The organism is Mesorhizobium sp. B2-3-10, assembly GCF_006442275.1.
In the GTDB taxonomy this organism is placed as follows: Bacteria; Pseudomonadota; Alphaproteobacteria; order Rhizobiales; family Rhizobiaceae; genus Mesorhizobium; species Mesorhizobium australicum.
In genome coordinates, this window is the sequence record NZ_VFVT01000001.1 from 85,988 (window position 1) to 98,874 (window position 12,887).

Sequence of the window (12,887 nt, forward strand, 5' to 3'; positions counted from 1 at the left end):
CTACCAGATCGACAAGTTCCAGTGGAACGGCCGGCCGCCGGGACATTCCGCCATTCCTACAGAGCGTAGATGGTCCGGTTGAACTTCGTCTCCATCACCACGTGGGAAGCGGTTTTGACGACGCCGCTGATTTCATTCAGGGCATTCACCTCCCGGTTCAGCTTCTCGAGCGTCTCGGCGGCAAGGTGGATGATCAGATCCCATTCACCGGTTATGGCATAGACAGCCTGGATCGAGGGCATCGCCTTGATCCTTCTGGAGACGTCCGGATAGCTCTTGTTGTTCAGGGCAGCGAGGGTGAAACAGTGGACGGCGTTCTGGGCCACCGTCTTGGCCAGCCGCACGGTATAGCCTTCGATGATGCCGCCGGCCTCCAGCTTCTGGATCCGCTCCTGCAGCGCTGTCCGCGACACGCCGAGCTGTCGTGCCAGTGACGCGACCGGCTCACGCGCGTTCTTCTGCATCAGCGCGAGCAACTGACGATCCTTCTCGGTCAATTCCACAAACAAAACCTCTCGCTCGATCCGCTTAGTAACCACCGCGCGATCCTATCGGCTGAACAGCCCCCGCGACAATCCGCTATACTGGCAGCGGCGAACGGAACAAGGCCAACTATCCGGCACTTTGTCATCCCAAGGGACGCAATGACTGCGCGATCGCCAATATCCCGCATTTCGCCGGGTGGAACCCTTCTTTTTGCGACCTGACTGTCTGGGGTCACGAACGCCGGTCCGTCAGAGGGAATCAGCTTCGGCTGTGATGGGCAAAGTCCGAAACCGATCCGGTTGAACCTGCAGCTGAAGCGCTGAGGTTCGACGTCGGCCACTCAACCTATCAGTTCAACCACAAGGGAGGGATAACTTTGAAAAAACTGCTCGATTTAGCCGTTCTTGCCGCCGCGACATTCGCCATCACGACGGCAGCCATGGCCGGTGAAACCCTGGACCGCGTCACGTCGAAAAAGGCGATGGTCATCGCCACCAACGCGGCCTGGCCGCCGCAGAGCTTTCTCAACGACAGCAACGAGCTCGCCGGTTTCGATATCGATGTCTCGCGCGAGATCGGCAAGCGGCTTGGTGTCGACGTCTCGTTCGAAACGCCCGACTGGGCGACGCTGACCGGCGGGCGCTGGCAGGGACGCTACGACCTTGGCGTCGGATCGGTCACGCCGACAAAAGCCCGCTCCAAGGTGATCGACTTTGTCGGCATCTATTATTACAGCCCCTACGTCTATGTCCTGCACAAGGACAGCGGCGCGAAGTCGGTCGCCGATCTCAACGGCAAGATCATCGGCGTCGAGACTGCCACCACCTCGGAGGATTTCATCCGCCGCAAGCTCGAAATCGACGCGCCTGGCCTGGCTCCCATCGAATACAAGCTCGAGCCGGGCGAGATCCGCACCTACGCCGATTCCATGCTTCCCTTCGATGACCTGCGGCTTGGCGACGGCGTGCGCCTGAATGCCGTGATCGCGCCGGAACAGACGGCGCAGAACGCCATCAAGAACGGCTATCCCGTGAAGATCCTGGAAGGCGAGTACGCCTTCCGCGAGCCGCTCGTCGTCATCGCCGAGAAGAAGGATCCCGAGTGGACCGCGAAGGTCGGGGGCATCATCACCGAAATGAAGACGGACGGCACGCTCGCCGCGCTGACCACGAAGTGGTACGGCAAGGACTACAGCGCCAAGTAATGTCATTCCGCCGGCTGCCTCCTCGGCAGCCGGCGGGCGTCACCCCACCTCATGAATGCCCCTCACTGCAAAGTCGTCGATGGCCTATCCGGACACCTATTACGCCCGCACCCTGACCGACCGGAAGACGCGGCCCCCGCTCAAAGGCGAGGCGCGATGTGACGTGGCCGTCGTCGGCGCCGGATTGGCCGGGCTGACGACAGCGCTGCAACTGGCGCGCGCCGGACTGCACGTCGTCGTGCTGGAAGCCCAGGTCGTTGGTTTCGGCGCTTCGGGACGCAATGGCGGCTTCGTCACACCCGGCTTCGCCACCGGCGGCGACACTATCGCCGCACGTGTCGGCGGGGAGGCAGCGCGCGACCTGCACCGGCTGTCGATCGAAGGCATGGACTTCGTGCGCGACACCATCGAAGCGCTCGGAATATCGGCCGCCCAGCCGCGTGCCGGCCTGCTCAGCGTCTTGCGCTACGACGGCGGCGATGCGCTGAAGGCCTATGCCGACCAGATGGCACGCGACCATGGTTACGAGCTTCAATATCTGCGCGGCGAAGACGTGCGCGCGGTGCTGAAGTCTGCTCGCTACCACCAAGGCCTGCGCGACCCGAACGCCTTTCACATCCATCCGCTCAACTATCTGCGTTGCCTGGCCGACGAGATCGAGCGGCTGGGCGGCAAGATCCATGAGAGTTCCGAGGTCGTGCAATGCGACCTGTCGGGACCGCAAAAGACGCTGCGCACGAGCCAGGGCACGCTTCGGGCGCCCCAGATCGTGCTCGCGACCGGCGGCTATACCGGCCCGGTGTTCGGCCAGCTCTACCGCGCCTTTCTGCCCATCGCGACCTATGTGATGGTTTCCGAGGCGGCTCCCCGCCTCATCGCGCAAGCCGTCGCCACCACCGATGCCGTCGGCGACAACAGGCGGGCCGGCGACTATTATCGTCTGGTAGAGAGCGGCAATCGCCTTTTGTGGGGCGGGCGCATCACCACGCGTGCCGCTTCCGCCGACGCGCTGGCGCGAGAATTGCGCCGTGAAATGGTCGGCACCTACCCGCAGCTCGCCGGCCTCAAGACCGAATTGGCCTGGTCGGGGCTGATGTCCTATGCCCGGCATCTGATGCCCCAGATCGGGGAGATGCAATCAGGCGTCTGGTACTGCACCGCTTTTGGTGGCCATGGCCTCAACACCACGGCGATTGCCGGAAAAATTGTCGCCGAGGGCATTCTGGGCGCTTCGGACCGGTATCGGCAGTTCGCGCCGTTCGGACTGAGCTGGGCCGGCGGCGCCGGTGGCCTTGCCGCCGCGCAGCTCACCTACTGGAAACTGCAGGCGCAGGACTGGTGGCGGGAACGCCGCGCCACCACCAAGGACAAGGTGACGGCATGATCGGCAGGCTGATGCTCTCCCATCCAGCGCTTGCCCGCCACGCGGCGGCAGCGCTTTTTCCCGCGCTGCTGGCCGCGGCCCTCTACGCCATGGGCATCAAGTCGAGCTGGATCGGCTCGGTGATGCCGCTTGCATCCGACTGGTTGCAGGCCAATCCAGCCTTGTCGCGCGCCCTCTCGGCCGTGTTGATCGCGCTCCTGGTTCTGGTGAATTGCAAGCTGCTGCTGCTCCTGCCCCGACGCCAGCAGATCGCCGGCGTCTGGATCGAGCTGTTCGCGCTGCTGATGCTGTTCTTCTATTCCTTCGACCTCTCCTTTGCCTTCATTGCCAGGAAGGTCGGCTTCCTGATCACCCAGGGCGTCACCACGACGCTTTACATTTCGGCGATCTCGATTCTCATCGCAACGACCATCGCGCTTATCGGGGCCATCGCCAAACTGACCGGCAACGGCATCGTCTACGGGCTGGCCACCTTCTACACGTCGCTGTTTCGCGGCCTGCCGTTGCTGATGCAGATCTACATCATCTATCTCGGCCTGCCGCAGGTCGGCTATGTGATCGGCGCGGTGCCGGCCGGCATCGTTGCGTTGTCGCTGTGTTATGGCGCCTACATGACCGAGATCTTCCGCGCCGGCATCGAAAGCATCCCGCGCGGCCAAAGCGAAGGCGCCACGGCGCTCGGCCTGAGCCCCGGCCAGACCATGGCGCTGGTCATCCTGCCGCAGGCCATGCGCGTCATCATCCCGCCGACCGGCAACCAGTTCATCGCCATGCTGAAGGATTCCTCGCTGGTGTCGGTCGTCGGCGTCTGGGAGATCATGTATCTCGCCCGCACGATGGGCCAGACGGAGTTCCGCCATATCGAGATGCTGATCACCGCCTCGATGATCTATTGGATCCTGTCGATCGCGCTGGAATTCGGCCAGGCCTATCTCGAACGGCGCTTCGGCCGATCGGACCGCTAGGTAGGTTTGACGCCTAAAATCAGCGCGGCTGCGGTGCCTCGGCCTTCAGCCGCACAAGCTGGTCGCGCTGCAGCTCGAGCGCGGCGGTGACGAACCGCCGGATGGTGGCAAGCTCGGCGTCGCCGAACGTGGCAATGAGCTTTTCACCTTCCCGCGCGATGGCGCCGTAATAGCGCGCCGAGAGCTCCCGTGTTGTCTCCGTTGCCTCGATAACCACCTTGCGCCTGTCCTCGAGGCTGCGCGTGCGCGTCAAGAGACCGCGCGCCTCCAGCCGATCGATCAACGCGGTCACCGCGGCCGGCGTCAGCCCGGTCGCGGCCGCGATCGCGCCGGCCGATTGCGGGCCGCCATGCAGCAGTCCGATACAGTGGCGCTCGGCCATGTTGAGGCCGAGTCTCGCGCCTACCGCATCGTCATAGGCCTGCGTCGCGTCCTGCCACTGCATGATGGCAAGGCCGATCGCGGCGGTCAGTTCGGCGCGATCTCCGCTTGACGAATTTAGTTCGATCATCTAATTATCAATCTGTCTAACATTTAGACCATTATAGCAATATGCGGCCACGGCTTGCGATAGGCAAGGGGCGGCCGCCAACGAGGAGTGGAAAATGAGCCTGATCCAACAGCGTACGCCTCTCTCGCATGAGGAAGAGTTCAGATACGCGAAGCTGGCGATGGAATGGTACGGCTGGGGATCGCCTATCGGCCTCGGCATCCTGCTGGTGTCGCTCGCCGCCGCCGCCGTGCTGGTGCGCATCGCCCTCTACGGCTTTTGAGCCTCTGCCGGCGCCATCCTTGGCGTCGGCAGAACGGGTGGTGATCCGAGCAGGGACGACGACTGCGCTCAGACCGTGACCACCTTGCTCAGGTGCTCACCCAGCCGGCAGGCGAGCGCGGTGATCGTCGTCGTTGGATTGGCTTGTCCCGACGTGCAAAAGACCGAAGAGCCGCCGACATAGAGATTGTCCATGCCATGCACCTTGCAGTTGGCGTCCACCACGCTCCTGGTGACGTCGGTGCCCATGCGCGTGCCGCCCATATGATGGTGGCCCGCCGTCTCTTCGTTGGTCGGATAATCGTCGCCCTTCGAGATCCAGTCGGCAATGCGCACCCGGCCCAGGTTCTTCTGGGCAAGCGTCGTGCCGAACAGCCTTAAGCCTTCGAGAAGGGTGCGGCGTTCCAGTTCCGATTTCTTCCAGTGCAGTTCGATGCGCGGCACGCCGGCATGGTCGACCTCGGTCTTCGACAGCTCGATCTGGTTCGAAGCCAGCGGCGCCTGTTCCCAGGCGACATAAAGCTGAGCGGCGCAACGCAGGTTCTGGTCGAGCTTGCCCGACACCCATTCCGCCATGTGCGGCGCCGTACAGGCAAGATCAGCGATGAGGCTCTTGACGCCCGGATAGGGAGTCTCGATCAGCCTGATGCCGAAATTCATGATCTTGAGCCGTTCCATCGCCGCAGCCATCGGCGAGAAGAAGGCCTCCTTGACGGCATCGACCTCGAACGCGCCATAGTCGGCCAGGATGGCATTGCCGCCCTCGAAGGTCGGATGCTCCATCCAGTAGCGGCCAAGCGCCGTCGCGTTCGGCACGACGCCGCCGTTGGAGCGCCGGTTGGACCACAAAAGCAGCCGGGAATTCTCCAGTCCGCCGGTGCAGACGATGAAATAGTCGGCGCTGAACGGGCCGGCGTCCTGCCCGTTGGACCATAATCTGGCGCCGGTCACGCGTTTGCCATCTCCGGCAAGCTCGGTGGCGTAGGTGTTGAGCACGACGGCGATGTTTTTGCTCTGGTCGAGTTGGTCGCCGAACTTTTCTGCAAACCGGACCGCCGGGCTCTTGATCAGCTGCACCCAGCGAATGTCGTCCGAGATCGGCACATCTGGCCGGAAATCGGGAAGGTCGAGGATATCGCGCACTTCCGCAAGATAGGGTTCGATGTCGGCGCGCCGGATCGGCCAGCCGGTGTCGGGTGCCCAGGCTTTCGGCTCGAAATCCTGTTTGTCGAGCACGCGACACCAACCGGCCCAGTGATTGGAACTGCCGCCCATGAACCGCAACCGCGTGATATCGAGATCGAAGTAGAAATCGCCGACCGTCGTGCCGCGGTAGAAATCCTGCGACTCGTCGCTGAATTCCCGCGAGCCGGCTTCCAGCACCACGACCGGGATGCCGGCCGCGCCAAGTTTCCTGGCGATCGTGGTGCCGGCGGGGCCGGAACCAAGGACACAGACCTTTGGCGCGAAATTGGCGGCGCGATACGCGTCGTAGCTGTCGAAGATCATGCCAGGTCGCTCCGCTTCAGGATCCAGCCATTGACCTCGACGATCTCGTCGGGATCGGCCCGGGATGAACCGCCATGGATGGCGTCGGCATCAGGCAGCTTGCGGAACAACGACAGGGCAGGCAGGGCGATCAGCGCCTGCACGAGCGTGCGGCGCGGCATTTTTTTGATGAAGAAACTCATGACAGGCCTCTCGGCTGGGGCTTCGATGCGCGCATGACGTTCCCCGAACGGCACACGCATCGTCACGGAAGCCAGTATCGTGCCAAGCATGGCCTCACGGCGGTAAAAAGCCTGACAAGCGGCACAACCGGATGCAAACAGGGTTAGAGATTTCTTAACCGGCCGGGTGTGCTGGCCGACCCGCTCATGCGGCTTCGGAAATGTCGGTATCGAGGATCGTCAGGTTGCGGCCCGCATGCTTGGCCTGGTAGAGGCGCCGGTCCGCGGCGCGCATCAGGTCCGATACCTTGACATCCTCGCCGCACACGGTGCCGCCGATGCTGACGGTCAACGGAATGGTTCGCTCATCGACAGGCCGGAAGCGGATCAGCTCGACCTCGCGACGGATTCGTTCGGCAACGCGCTTGGCCTCCTGTTCCGTGGCTCCGGTCAGAAACGCGCCGAACTCCTCGCCGCCGATCCGGCCGAGCACGTCGCCGCTGCGCACGCCGCGCTCGATGGCGCTGGCGATCAACAGCAGCGCGTCGTCTCCGGTCAGGTGACCGAAATTGTCATTGATCTTCTTGAAATGATCGGCGTCGATGATCAGCAGCGCGCCGCGGTCGGACTTGCGCCGGGAGCCGTCCAGCGCGGCAAAGAAGCTTTCCCGGTTGAGCATGCCGGTCATGTCGTCGCGGCTCGCCTTTTCCGCCAGGCGGCGGTGCGCCGCGGCGAGTTGGGCATGGGCACGGGCCAATTCGCGATGGGCATTTTTCAACCTGTCGCTCTGCCAGAACGTGCCGGCGCATGCCGTCCAGGCAAGGACCAGCGGACAGACCGTCGACGTCAGCCAGATCGTGCGCGTGACCGGGAATCCCATCGCTGGGACTATGATCAATGTCAGCAGGAGCGAGGCAGCGACGGAGGCGAAGGCGATGGCGGCGGATTTGAGAATAATGCTGTTCATCGCGGGCTCCCCACAGGACTTGTCTCTGTGCCAGCAAGCCCTGAAGGCCACCTTTCCGGGATGGCTAAAATTTGAATCGTGAGGCCATTTCCGCCACTCTCGACGCGCATAAGTTGTGGATAAAGTCCCTTTCAGAATCCCTGTTTCATGCCATAAGGAGCGCATGACCAGGCTTCCCGATCCCGCCCGCTTCGCCCATGTCACCGACTGGGTGTTCGACCTCGACAACACGCTCTACCCGCATCACTCGAATTTGTTCTCCCAGATCGACGTCAAGATGACCGCCTATGTCGGGGAACTGCTGGCGCTGCCGCGCGAGGAGGCGCGCAAGCTGCAGAAGGAGCTCTATCGCGAATACGGCACGACGCTGAACGGGCTGATGACGCGCCACGGCATCGATCCCGACGACTTTCTGGAGAAGGTCCATGACATCGACTATTCGTGGCTGGTGCCCGATCCCGTCCTCGGCACCGCCATCCGCCAGCTTCCCGGCCGCAAGTTCATCTTCACCAATGGCGACCGCAGGCATGCCGAGCGCACCGCGCGCCAACTTGGCATCCTCGACCATTTCGACGACATTTTCGATATCGTCGCTGCCGGCCTCAATCCCAAGCCGGCGCGCCAGACCTACGAGAAGTTCGCCGAACTGCACGCCGTCACCGGCCACAATGCGGTGATGTTCGAGGACCTCGCCCGCAACCTGGCCGTGCCGAAGTCGCTGGGCATGACCACGGTTCTCGTGGTGCCGCGCAATTTCGAGCCGACCTTCTCGGAAATCTGGGAACGCGACCCGGCGCAGGAAGACGACGTCGACTACGTCACCGACGATCTCGCGGAATTTTTGACGGGAATAGTGAGTAGTGAGTAGTGAGTAGTGAGTAGTGAGTAGTGAGTAGTGAGTAGTGGAGGAGCACACCTTTCGCTCGCTCACTACTGACTAATCCCTACTCACTAATTCCCACTGCCTACTCACTCACTCCCTAGCTTGTAGAAGCGGCTGATGATGCCCCACGCTTCGTCGGCTGTGTCGACGAAATCGATGATGTCCTGGTCGCCCGGGCTGATCGTGCCCTGCTCGGCGAGGAAGTCGAGGTCGATCGCCCGTTTCCAGAAGGACTTGCCGAACAGGATCACCGGCACGCGCTCCATGCGTCCGGTCTGGATCAGCGTCAGCGTCTCGAAGAACTCGTCCATCGTGCCGAAGCCGCCGGGAAACACCGCCACGGCCTTGGCGCGCATGACGAAGTGCATCTTGCGGATGGCGAAATAGTGGAAGTTGAAACAGAGCTCCGGCGTCACATAGGGGTTCGGCGCCTGCTCGTGCGGCAGCACGATGTTGAGCCCGATCGACGGCGCGCCGACATCATCGGCGCCGCGGTTTCCCGCTTCCATGACGCCCGGACCGCCACCGGTCACCACCACATATTCGCGATAATATGACGTGGCCGACTGCTGCGAGCAGAGGCGGGCGAATTTGCGCGCCTCCTCGTAATATTTGCTGTTTTCCTCAAGGTTCTTCTTCTGCGTCTCGTTCTTGGCCGCCCAGGCCTCGCCGCCGGGCTCCGGCAGGCGCGCGCCGCCGAACAGGATCACGGTCGAACGAATGCCGCGCTCGGCGAGGATCATTTCCGGCTTCAGCAGTTCCAGTTGCAGCCTGACGGCGCGCAGCTCGCGCCGGGTCATGAAGTCGGGATCGTTCCAGGCCAGGCGGTAGGTCTCGGCCCGCGTTTGCGGCGTGTCCGGCACGCTTTTCGACCGCTCCAGATCCTCATCCGAGTGCGGCAGCGGCGTCCATCCCGCCTTTTCCATGGGAGTCATCGAATCCACCCGTCCATTCCTTTACTTGCGCCGTCCCATGACGCTGGCGCGATTGACCCCCATTCCACCTTAACATAGGGTCCGCGCGACTTTTAAACAGGTTAAGGCGCAGCCCTTAACAGCTTGGTAATGGAGCAAATTCATGTCGAAGCCCGATCTGGCGAGCCTCGAAAAGACCATCGACAGGGCCTTCGAGGAACGCGACGCCATTTCGACCGCGACCCGCGGCGAGGTGCGCGACGCCATCCAGTCGGCACTCGACCTGCTCGACCGCGGCACCGCCCGCGTAGCCGAGCGGCAGGCCGACGGCAAGTGGCATGTCAACCAGTGGCTGAAGAAGGCGGTGCTGCTCTCCTTCCGGCTCAATCCGATGGAGATCATCAAGGGCGGCCCCGGCGAGGCCGTGTGGTGGGACAAGGTGGCGTCCAAGTTTGACGGCTGGGGCGCCGTCGATTTCGAGAAGGCGGGCTTCCGCGCCGTGCCGGCGTCGATTGTGCGCCGTTCGGCCTATGTCGCGCCGGGCGCGGTTTTGATGCCGTCCTTCGTCAATGTCGGCGCCTATGTCGATAGCGGCACCATGGTCGATACCTGGGCCTCGGTCGGCTCCTGCGCCCAGATCGGCAAGAACGTCCACCTTTCGGGCGGCGTCGGCATCGGCGGCGTGCTGGAGCCGATGCAGGCCGGCCCTACCATCATCGAGGACAATTGCTTCATCGGGGCGCGTTCCGAAGTGGTCGAGGGCTGCATCGTGCGCGAAGGCTCGGTTCTGGGCATGGGCGTCTTCATCGGCCAGTCGACCAAGATCGTCGACCGCGCCACCGGCGAGATCTTCTATGGCGAGGTGCCGCCGAATTCCGTGGTCGTCGCCGGCTCGCTACCGGGCAAGGCATTTCCAAACAACGAGCCGGGCCCAGGTCTCTACTGCGCCGTCATCGTCAAGCGGGTCGACGCCAAGACCCGGTCCAAGACCTCGATCAACGAATTGCTGCGCGATTGATCTTTCCGCCGGGCAGGCGCACCTTCCGCCCGGCGCGACAATCGGTCGCGCCGTTCAACTGGAGGGGTGACATGGACTGGAAATATCTGCTCACAAGCTTTGATGGCCGCATCAACCGGGGCAAGTTCTGGGCTGGCATCGGCGTATTCATCGTTATCGGCGCTATTGCTTTCATTCTCGATGCGATCCTCGGCACGCGTTTCACCACGGCCAGCGGTGCCCAGATCGGCATCATCGGCATCCTCTTCGCGCTGGCATCGATCTATTTCGCGATTGCCCTCTATGCCAAACGCTGGCACGACCGCAACAAGTCGGGCTGGTGGACGCTGATAGGCTTCGTACCCGTCATCGGTGGCATCTGGCTGCTGGTCGAACTCGGCATTCTCGAAGGCACCAGGGGTGCCAATCAATATGGATCGGACCCGCTTGCCTGAAAGATCGGATCTCAACTGGCTTTTCCTCAAGACCTCGGGCCGCGTCAGCCGCGCGGCCTATTTTCTCGGCGGGTTGCTCGTCGCCATCATCCAGGCATTTCCGCTGTACCGCTTCACGCTGGTGCCGGAGGGTTCGGCCGAGAGCAACATGTGGTCGTTCATCTTCTTCATCGCCTTCATCGCCTCGCTGTGGTCGAACATCGCGCTGGCGGTGAAGCGGCTGCACGACCTCGACAAGCCGGGTATCGCCGCGCTGATCCTGTTCGTGCCGGTCGTCTCGATCGTCGCCTTCCTTGTGTTGTGCCTGTTTCCAGGGCAGCCTGGACCCAACCGTTATGGCCGGCGCACCAACGAGCCGGCAGAATCAAAGAAATAGAGCATGACGTCGTCGGAAAACCGCTTCACACTTTTCGGCATCATGCCCTAGGGGGCCGATCGGATCGCCATGCGCTACCGCACGCTTGATCCGAAACTGATCATCGAAACCGCCGAGCGGCTGGAAGGGCGTGTGGCCGACCGTTTTCCGGAGGCCGGGTTGCGCGGCGTTGCCGCCGAACTTGTGTCGCTGTCGCGCGATCTGGCCAAGGCCGCCAAGGCCCTGGAAGCGCCTATCTGGTGGCTGCGTGGCATCATCGTCGCCGCCGTCATCGCGGGCGCGCTGATCTTCCTGTTCGTCGGCACCATCCTGCCGCTCATTCACATCTCCCAGGCCGACGACGCGGTCCAGTCGGTGCAAGGCATCGAAGCCACGATCAACATGATCATCCTCGCCGTGCTCGGCTTCCTGGCCCTGATCCGCACCGAGGAGCGCATCAAGCGCAAGCAGGTGTTTCGCCAGTTGCACGGCCTCAGATCGCTGATCCATGTCATCGACATGCACCAGTTGACCAAGGATCCGGCGGCGCTGTCGGCCAGCTTCAAGCCGACGGCGCATTCGCCGGCCCGTCTCACCAATGCCGCGGATCTCGCGCGCTATCTCGACTATTGCTCCGAAATGCTGTCGATCACCGGCAAGATCGCGGCGCTGTTCGCGCAATCCGTCAATGACGCCGTCGTCGTCGACGGCGTCAACGACATCGAGAACCTGGCGTCCAACCTGTCGCGCAAGATCTGGCAGAAGATCACGTTGATCGACGGCCGGACGGCGGCGCCACAACCTTCTCCGGCACCAGGCTTGGCGAGCCAAGCCGCTCGGCTTCCGCCGCGCGCACCAGCGCGCTGATAAGCTGGACCGTCGGCGCCGGCGTACCGGCTTTTTCAGCGAGCCGCAAAACAGCGCCCTGCAAGTCGTCGATCTCGGTCGACCGGCCACGCTGCAGATCGTCCCACATCGACGAGCGCGCCTCGGGATCGATCGCCAGCATGCGCCGCGCCAGGAGCTTGAACAGCCAGTCGGGCAACCTGAGCACCTTCGGCAGCAGCGTCGGGCGCAGGCCGGCGATCCGCGCCGGCTCGATGCCGGAGGCCTTCATCGCCAGCGAGGCATCGTCGATCTGGCTGGCCAGGATCAGCCGCCAGCGCCGGTCGGCGAGTTCGGTTGCCAGCGGCAGGCCCGACAGCGCCACCAGCGCATTGTTCAGGTTCATCAGAAGCTTGCCCCACAGCACGGCCTTCATATCGCCACGCGTTTCGACAGCCAGGCCTTCGGTGTCGAGAAGGTCGGCAAGGCCGACATCGCCCTTTTCGACCATCACCTTGCCGTCGCTGGCGCGGTGGACGCGCAACGGCAGCTCTCCATCGGCTGATTGCACGACATTGAACGGCACCATGCCAGCCAGCACCGTTCGCGGGCCAAGCGCCGCGCGCAGCCTGTCGGCGTTGTCGACGCCGTTCTGCAGGCTCACCACCACGGCATCGGGACGGGCATGGGCCTTGATGAGTGCCGCCATTTCCCGCGTCGCGCCGCTCTTGACGGTGACCAGGATCACATCGGCCGCCGGCAAGGACGCGGCCGGATCGGCGGTGACGACAAGCTCTGCCGGCTTGATCAGGCGATCGCGGCCCTCGAGGTCGCTGACGCGCAATCCGCCCTGCCGCAGCGCTGCCTCGATGCGCGGCCTGGCAAGCAGGACAACCCGCCGCCCGGCGAGCGCCAGGCAGCCGCCGGCATAACAGCCAATGCTGCCGGCGCCGGCAATGACGATCCTTTTTTTGCCGTTTGCCATCTCTTACTCCGCATCAGCCAGAACT

At 63.2% G+C, this 12,887-nt stretch carries 16 protein-coding genes; 9 read left to right on the forward strand and 7 right to left on the reverse strand.

Features of this window, described 5'->3' with window-relative positions:
• Window positions 1-56 precede the first annotated feature (56 nt).
• A complete protein-coding gene (locus FJ943_RS00425) occupies window positions 57-503 on the reverse strand; it encodes an Lrp/AsnC family transcriptional regulator (RefSeq protein WP_210161497.1) in 447 nt (148 codons plus the stop codon).
• A gap of 422 nt (window positions 504-925) precedes the next feature.
• Here FJ943_RS00425 and FJ943_RS00430 point away from each other — a divergent pair, with 422 nt between their 5' ends.
• The 3 genes from FJ943_RS00430 to FJ943_RS00440 all read left to right on the forward strand — a co-directional run bounded on the left by FJ943_RS00430 (window position 926) and on the right by FJ943_RS00440 (window position 4,039).
• The gene (locus FJ943_RS00430; RefSeq protein ID WP_246671829.1) at window positions 926-1,690 is read left to right on the forward strand and encodes a transporter substrate-binding domain-containing protein; all 765 of its coding nucleotides are present in this window, start codon (window positions 926-928) and stop codon (window positions 1,688-1,690) included.
• 79 nt (window positions 1,691-1,769) lie between these two features.
• Window positions 1,770-3,074: an FAD-binding oxidoreductase gene (locus tag FJ943_RS00435; RefSeq protein ID WP_140719189.1), complete on the forward strand. Its 1,305-nt coding sequence runs from the start codon at window positions 1,770-1,772 to the stop codon at window positions 3,072-3,074.
• Window positions 3,071-4,039 (forward strand): amino acid ABC transporter permease, encoded by a 969-nt coding sequence (locus FJ943_RS00440; protein WP_140719191.1) that lies wholly within the window; start codon window positions 3,071-3,073, stop codon window positions 4,037-4,039. The genes FJ943_RS00435 and FJ943_RS00440 overlap by 4 nt, the downstream gene beginning before the upstream one ends.
• A 19-nt stretch (window positions 4,040-4,058) precedes the next feature.
• Here FJ943_RS00440 and FJ943_RS00445 read toward each other — a convergent pair whose 3' ends face one another.
• Complete coding sequence (locus FJ943_RS00445) at window positions 4,059-4,550, reverse strand: MarR family transcriptional regulator (protein ID WP_015314420.1); 492 nt, start codon at window positions 4,548-4,550, stop codon at window positions 4,059-4,061.
• 94 nt (window positions 4,551-4,644) lie between these two features.
• On the opposite strand from FJ943_RS00445, the gene FJ943_RS29515 reads away from it, so the two are divergent.
• Window positions 4,645-4,812, forward strand: a complete 168-nt coding sequence (locus FJ943_RS29515) for a hypothetical protein (RefSeq protein ID WP_015314421.1) — start codon at window positions 4,645-4,647, stop codon at window positions 4,810-4,812.
• Between the two features lie 68 nt (window positions 4,813-4,880).
• Here FJ943_RS29515 and FJ943_RS00450 read toward each other — a convergent pair whose 3' ends face one another.
• From FJ943_RS00450 to FJ943_RS00460, 3 genes are all read right to left on the reverse strand, one after another.
• Window positions 4,881-6,320 (reverse strand): GMC family oxidoreductase, encoded by a 1,440-nt coding sequence (locus tag FJ943_RS00450; protein WP_140719193.1) that lies wholly within the window; start codon window positions 6,318-6,320, stop codon window positions 4,881-4,883.
• Entirely contained in the window at window positions 6,317-6,502 is a 186-nt protein-coding gene (locus tag FJ943_RS00455) for a hypothetical protein (RefSeq protein WP_140711699.1), read from the reverse strand. Before FJ943_RS00455 ends, FJ943_RS00450 begins: the two co-directional genes overlap by 4 nt.
• A gap of 184 nt (window positions 6,503-6,686) precedes the next feature.
• Window positions 6,687-7,448: a GGDEF domain-containing protein gene (locus tag FJ943_RS00460; RefSeq protein WP_140719195.1), complete on the reverse strand. Its 762-nt coding sequence runs from the start codon at window positions 7,446-7,448 to the stop codon at window positions 6,687-6,689.
• Window positions 7,449-7,611: 163 nt separating this feature from the next.
• On the opposite strand from FJ943_RS00460, the gene FJ943_RS00465 reads away from it, so the two are divergent.
• Window positions 7,612-8,316 (forward strand): pyrimidine 5'-nucleotidase, encoded by a 705-nt coding sequence (locus FJ943_RS00465; protein ID WP_140719197.1) that lies wholly within the window; start codon window positions 7,612-7,614, stop codon window positions 8,314-8,316.
• Window positions 8,317-8,417: 101 nt separating this feature from the next.
• On the opposite strand, the gene FJ943_RS00470 is transcribed toward FJ943_RS00465, so the two are convergent.
• Window positions 8,418-9,266 (reverse strand): LOG family protein, encoded by an 849-nt coding sequence (locus FJ943_RS00470; protein ID WP_140615218.1) that lies wholly within the window; start codon window positions 9,264-9,266, stop codon window positions 8,418-8,420.
• Window positions 9,267-9,408: 142 nt separating this feature from the next.
• Here FJ943_RS00470 and dapD point away from each other — a divergent pair, with 142 nt between their 5' ends.
• From dapD to FJ943_RS00490, 4 genes are all read left to right on the forward strand, one after another.
• Entirely contained in the window at window positions 9,409-10,263 is an 855-nt protein-coding gene (gene dapD / locus FJ943_RS00475) for a 2,3,4,5-tetrahydropyridine-2,6-dicarboxylate N-succinyltransferase (RefSeq protein WP_140719199.1), read from the forward strand.
• Between the two features lie 71 nt (window positions 10,264-10,334).
• Window positions 10,335-10,697 carry a DUF805 domain-containing protein gene (locus FJ943_RS00480; RefSeq protein WP_140719201.1) on the forward strand — a complete coding sequence of 121 codons (363 nt, stop codon included), beginning with the start codon at window positions 10,335-10,337 and terminating at the stop codon, window positions 10,695-10,697.
• Window positions 10,690-11,073, forward strand: a complete 384-nt coding sequence (locus FJ943_RS00485) for a DUF805 domain-containing protein (RefSeq protein WP_224597954.1) — start codon at window positions 10,690-10,692, stop codon at window positions 11,071-11,073. The genes FJ943_RS00480 and FJ943_RS00485 overlap by 8 nt, the downstream gene beginning before the upstream one ends.
• Before the next feature lie 69 nt (window positions 11,074-11,142).
• Window positions 11,143-11,919 (forward strand): hypothetical protein, encoded by a 777-nt coding sequence (locus FJ943_RS00490; protein WP_140719205.1) that lies wholly within the window; start codon window positions 11,143-11,145, stop codon window positions 11,917-11,919.
• Here the strand turns inward: FJ943_RS00490 and FJ943_RS00495 are convergent.
• Window positions 11,819-12,862 carry a 2-dehydropantoate 2-reductase gene (locus FJ943_RS00495; protein ID WP_140719207.1) on the reverse strand — a complete coding sequence of 348 codons (1,044 nt, stop codon included), beginning with the start codon at window positions 12,860-12,862 and terminating at the stop codon, window positions 11,819-11,821. The two genes, FJ943_RS00490 and FJ943_RS00495, sit on opposite strands and share 101 nt — an antisense overlap.
• Window positions 12,863-12,887 lie beyond the last annotated feature (25 nt).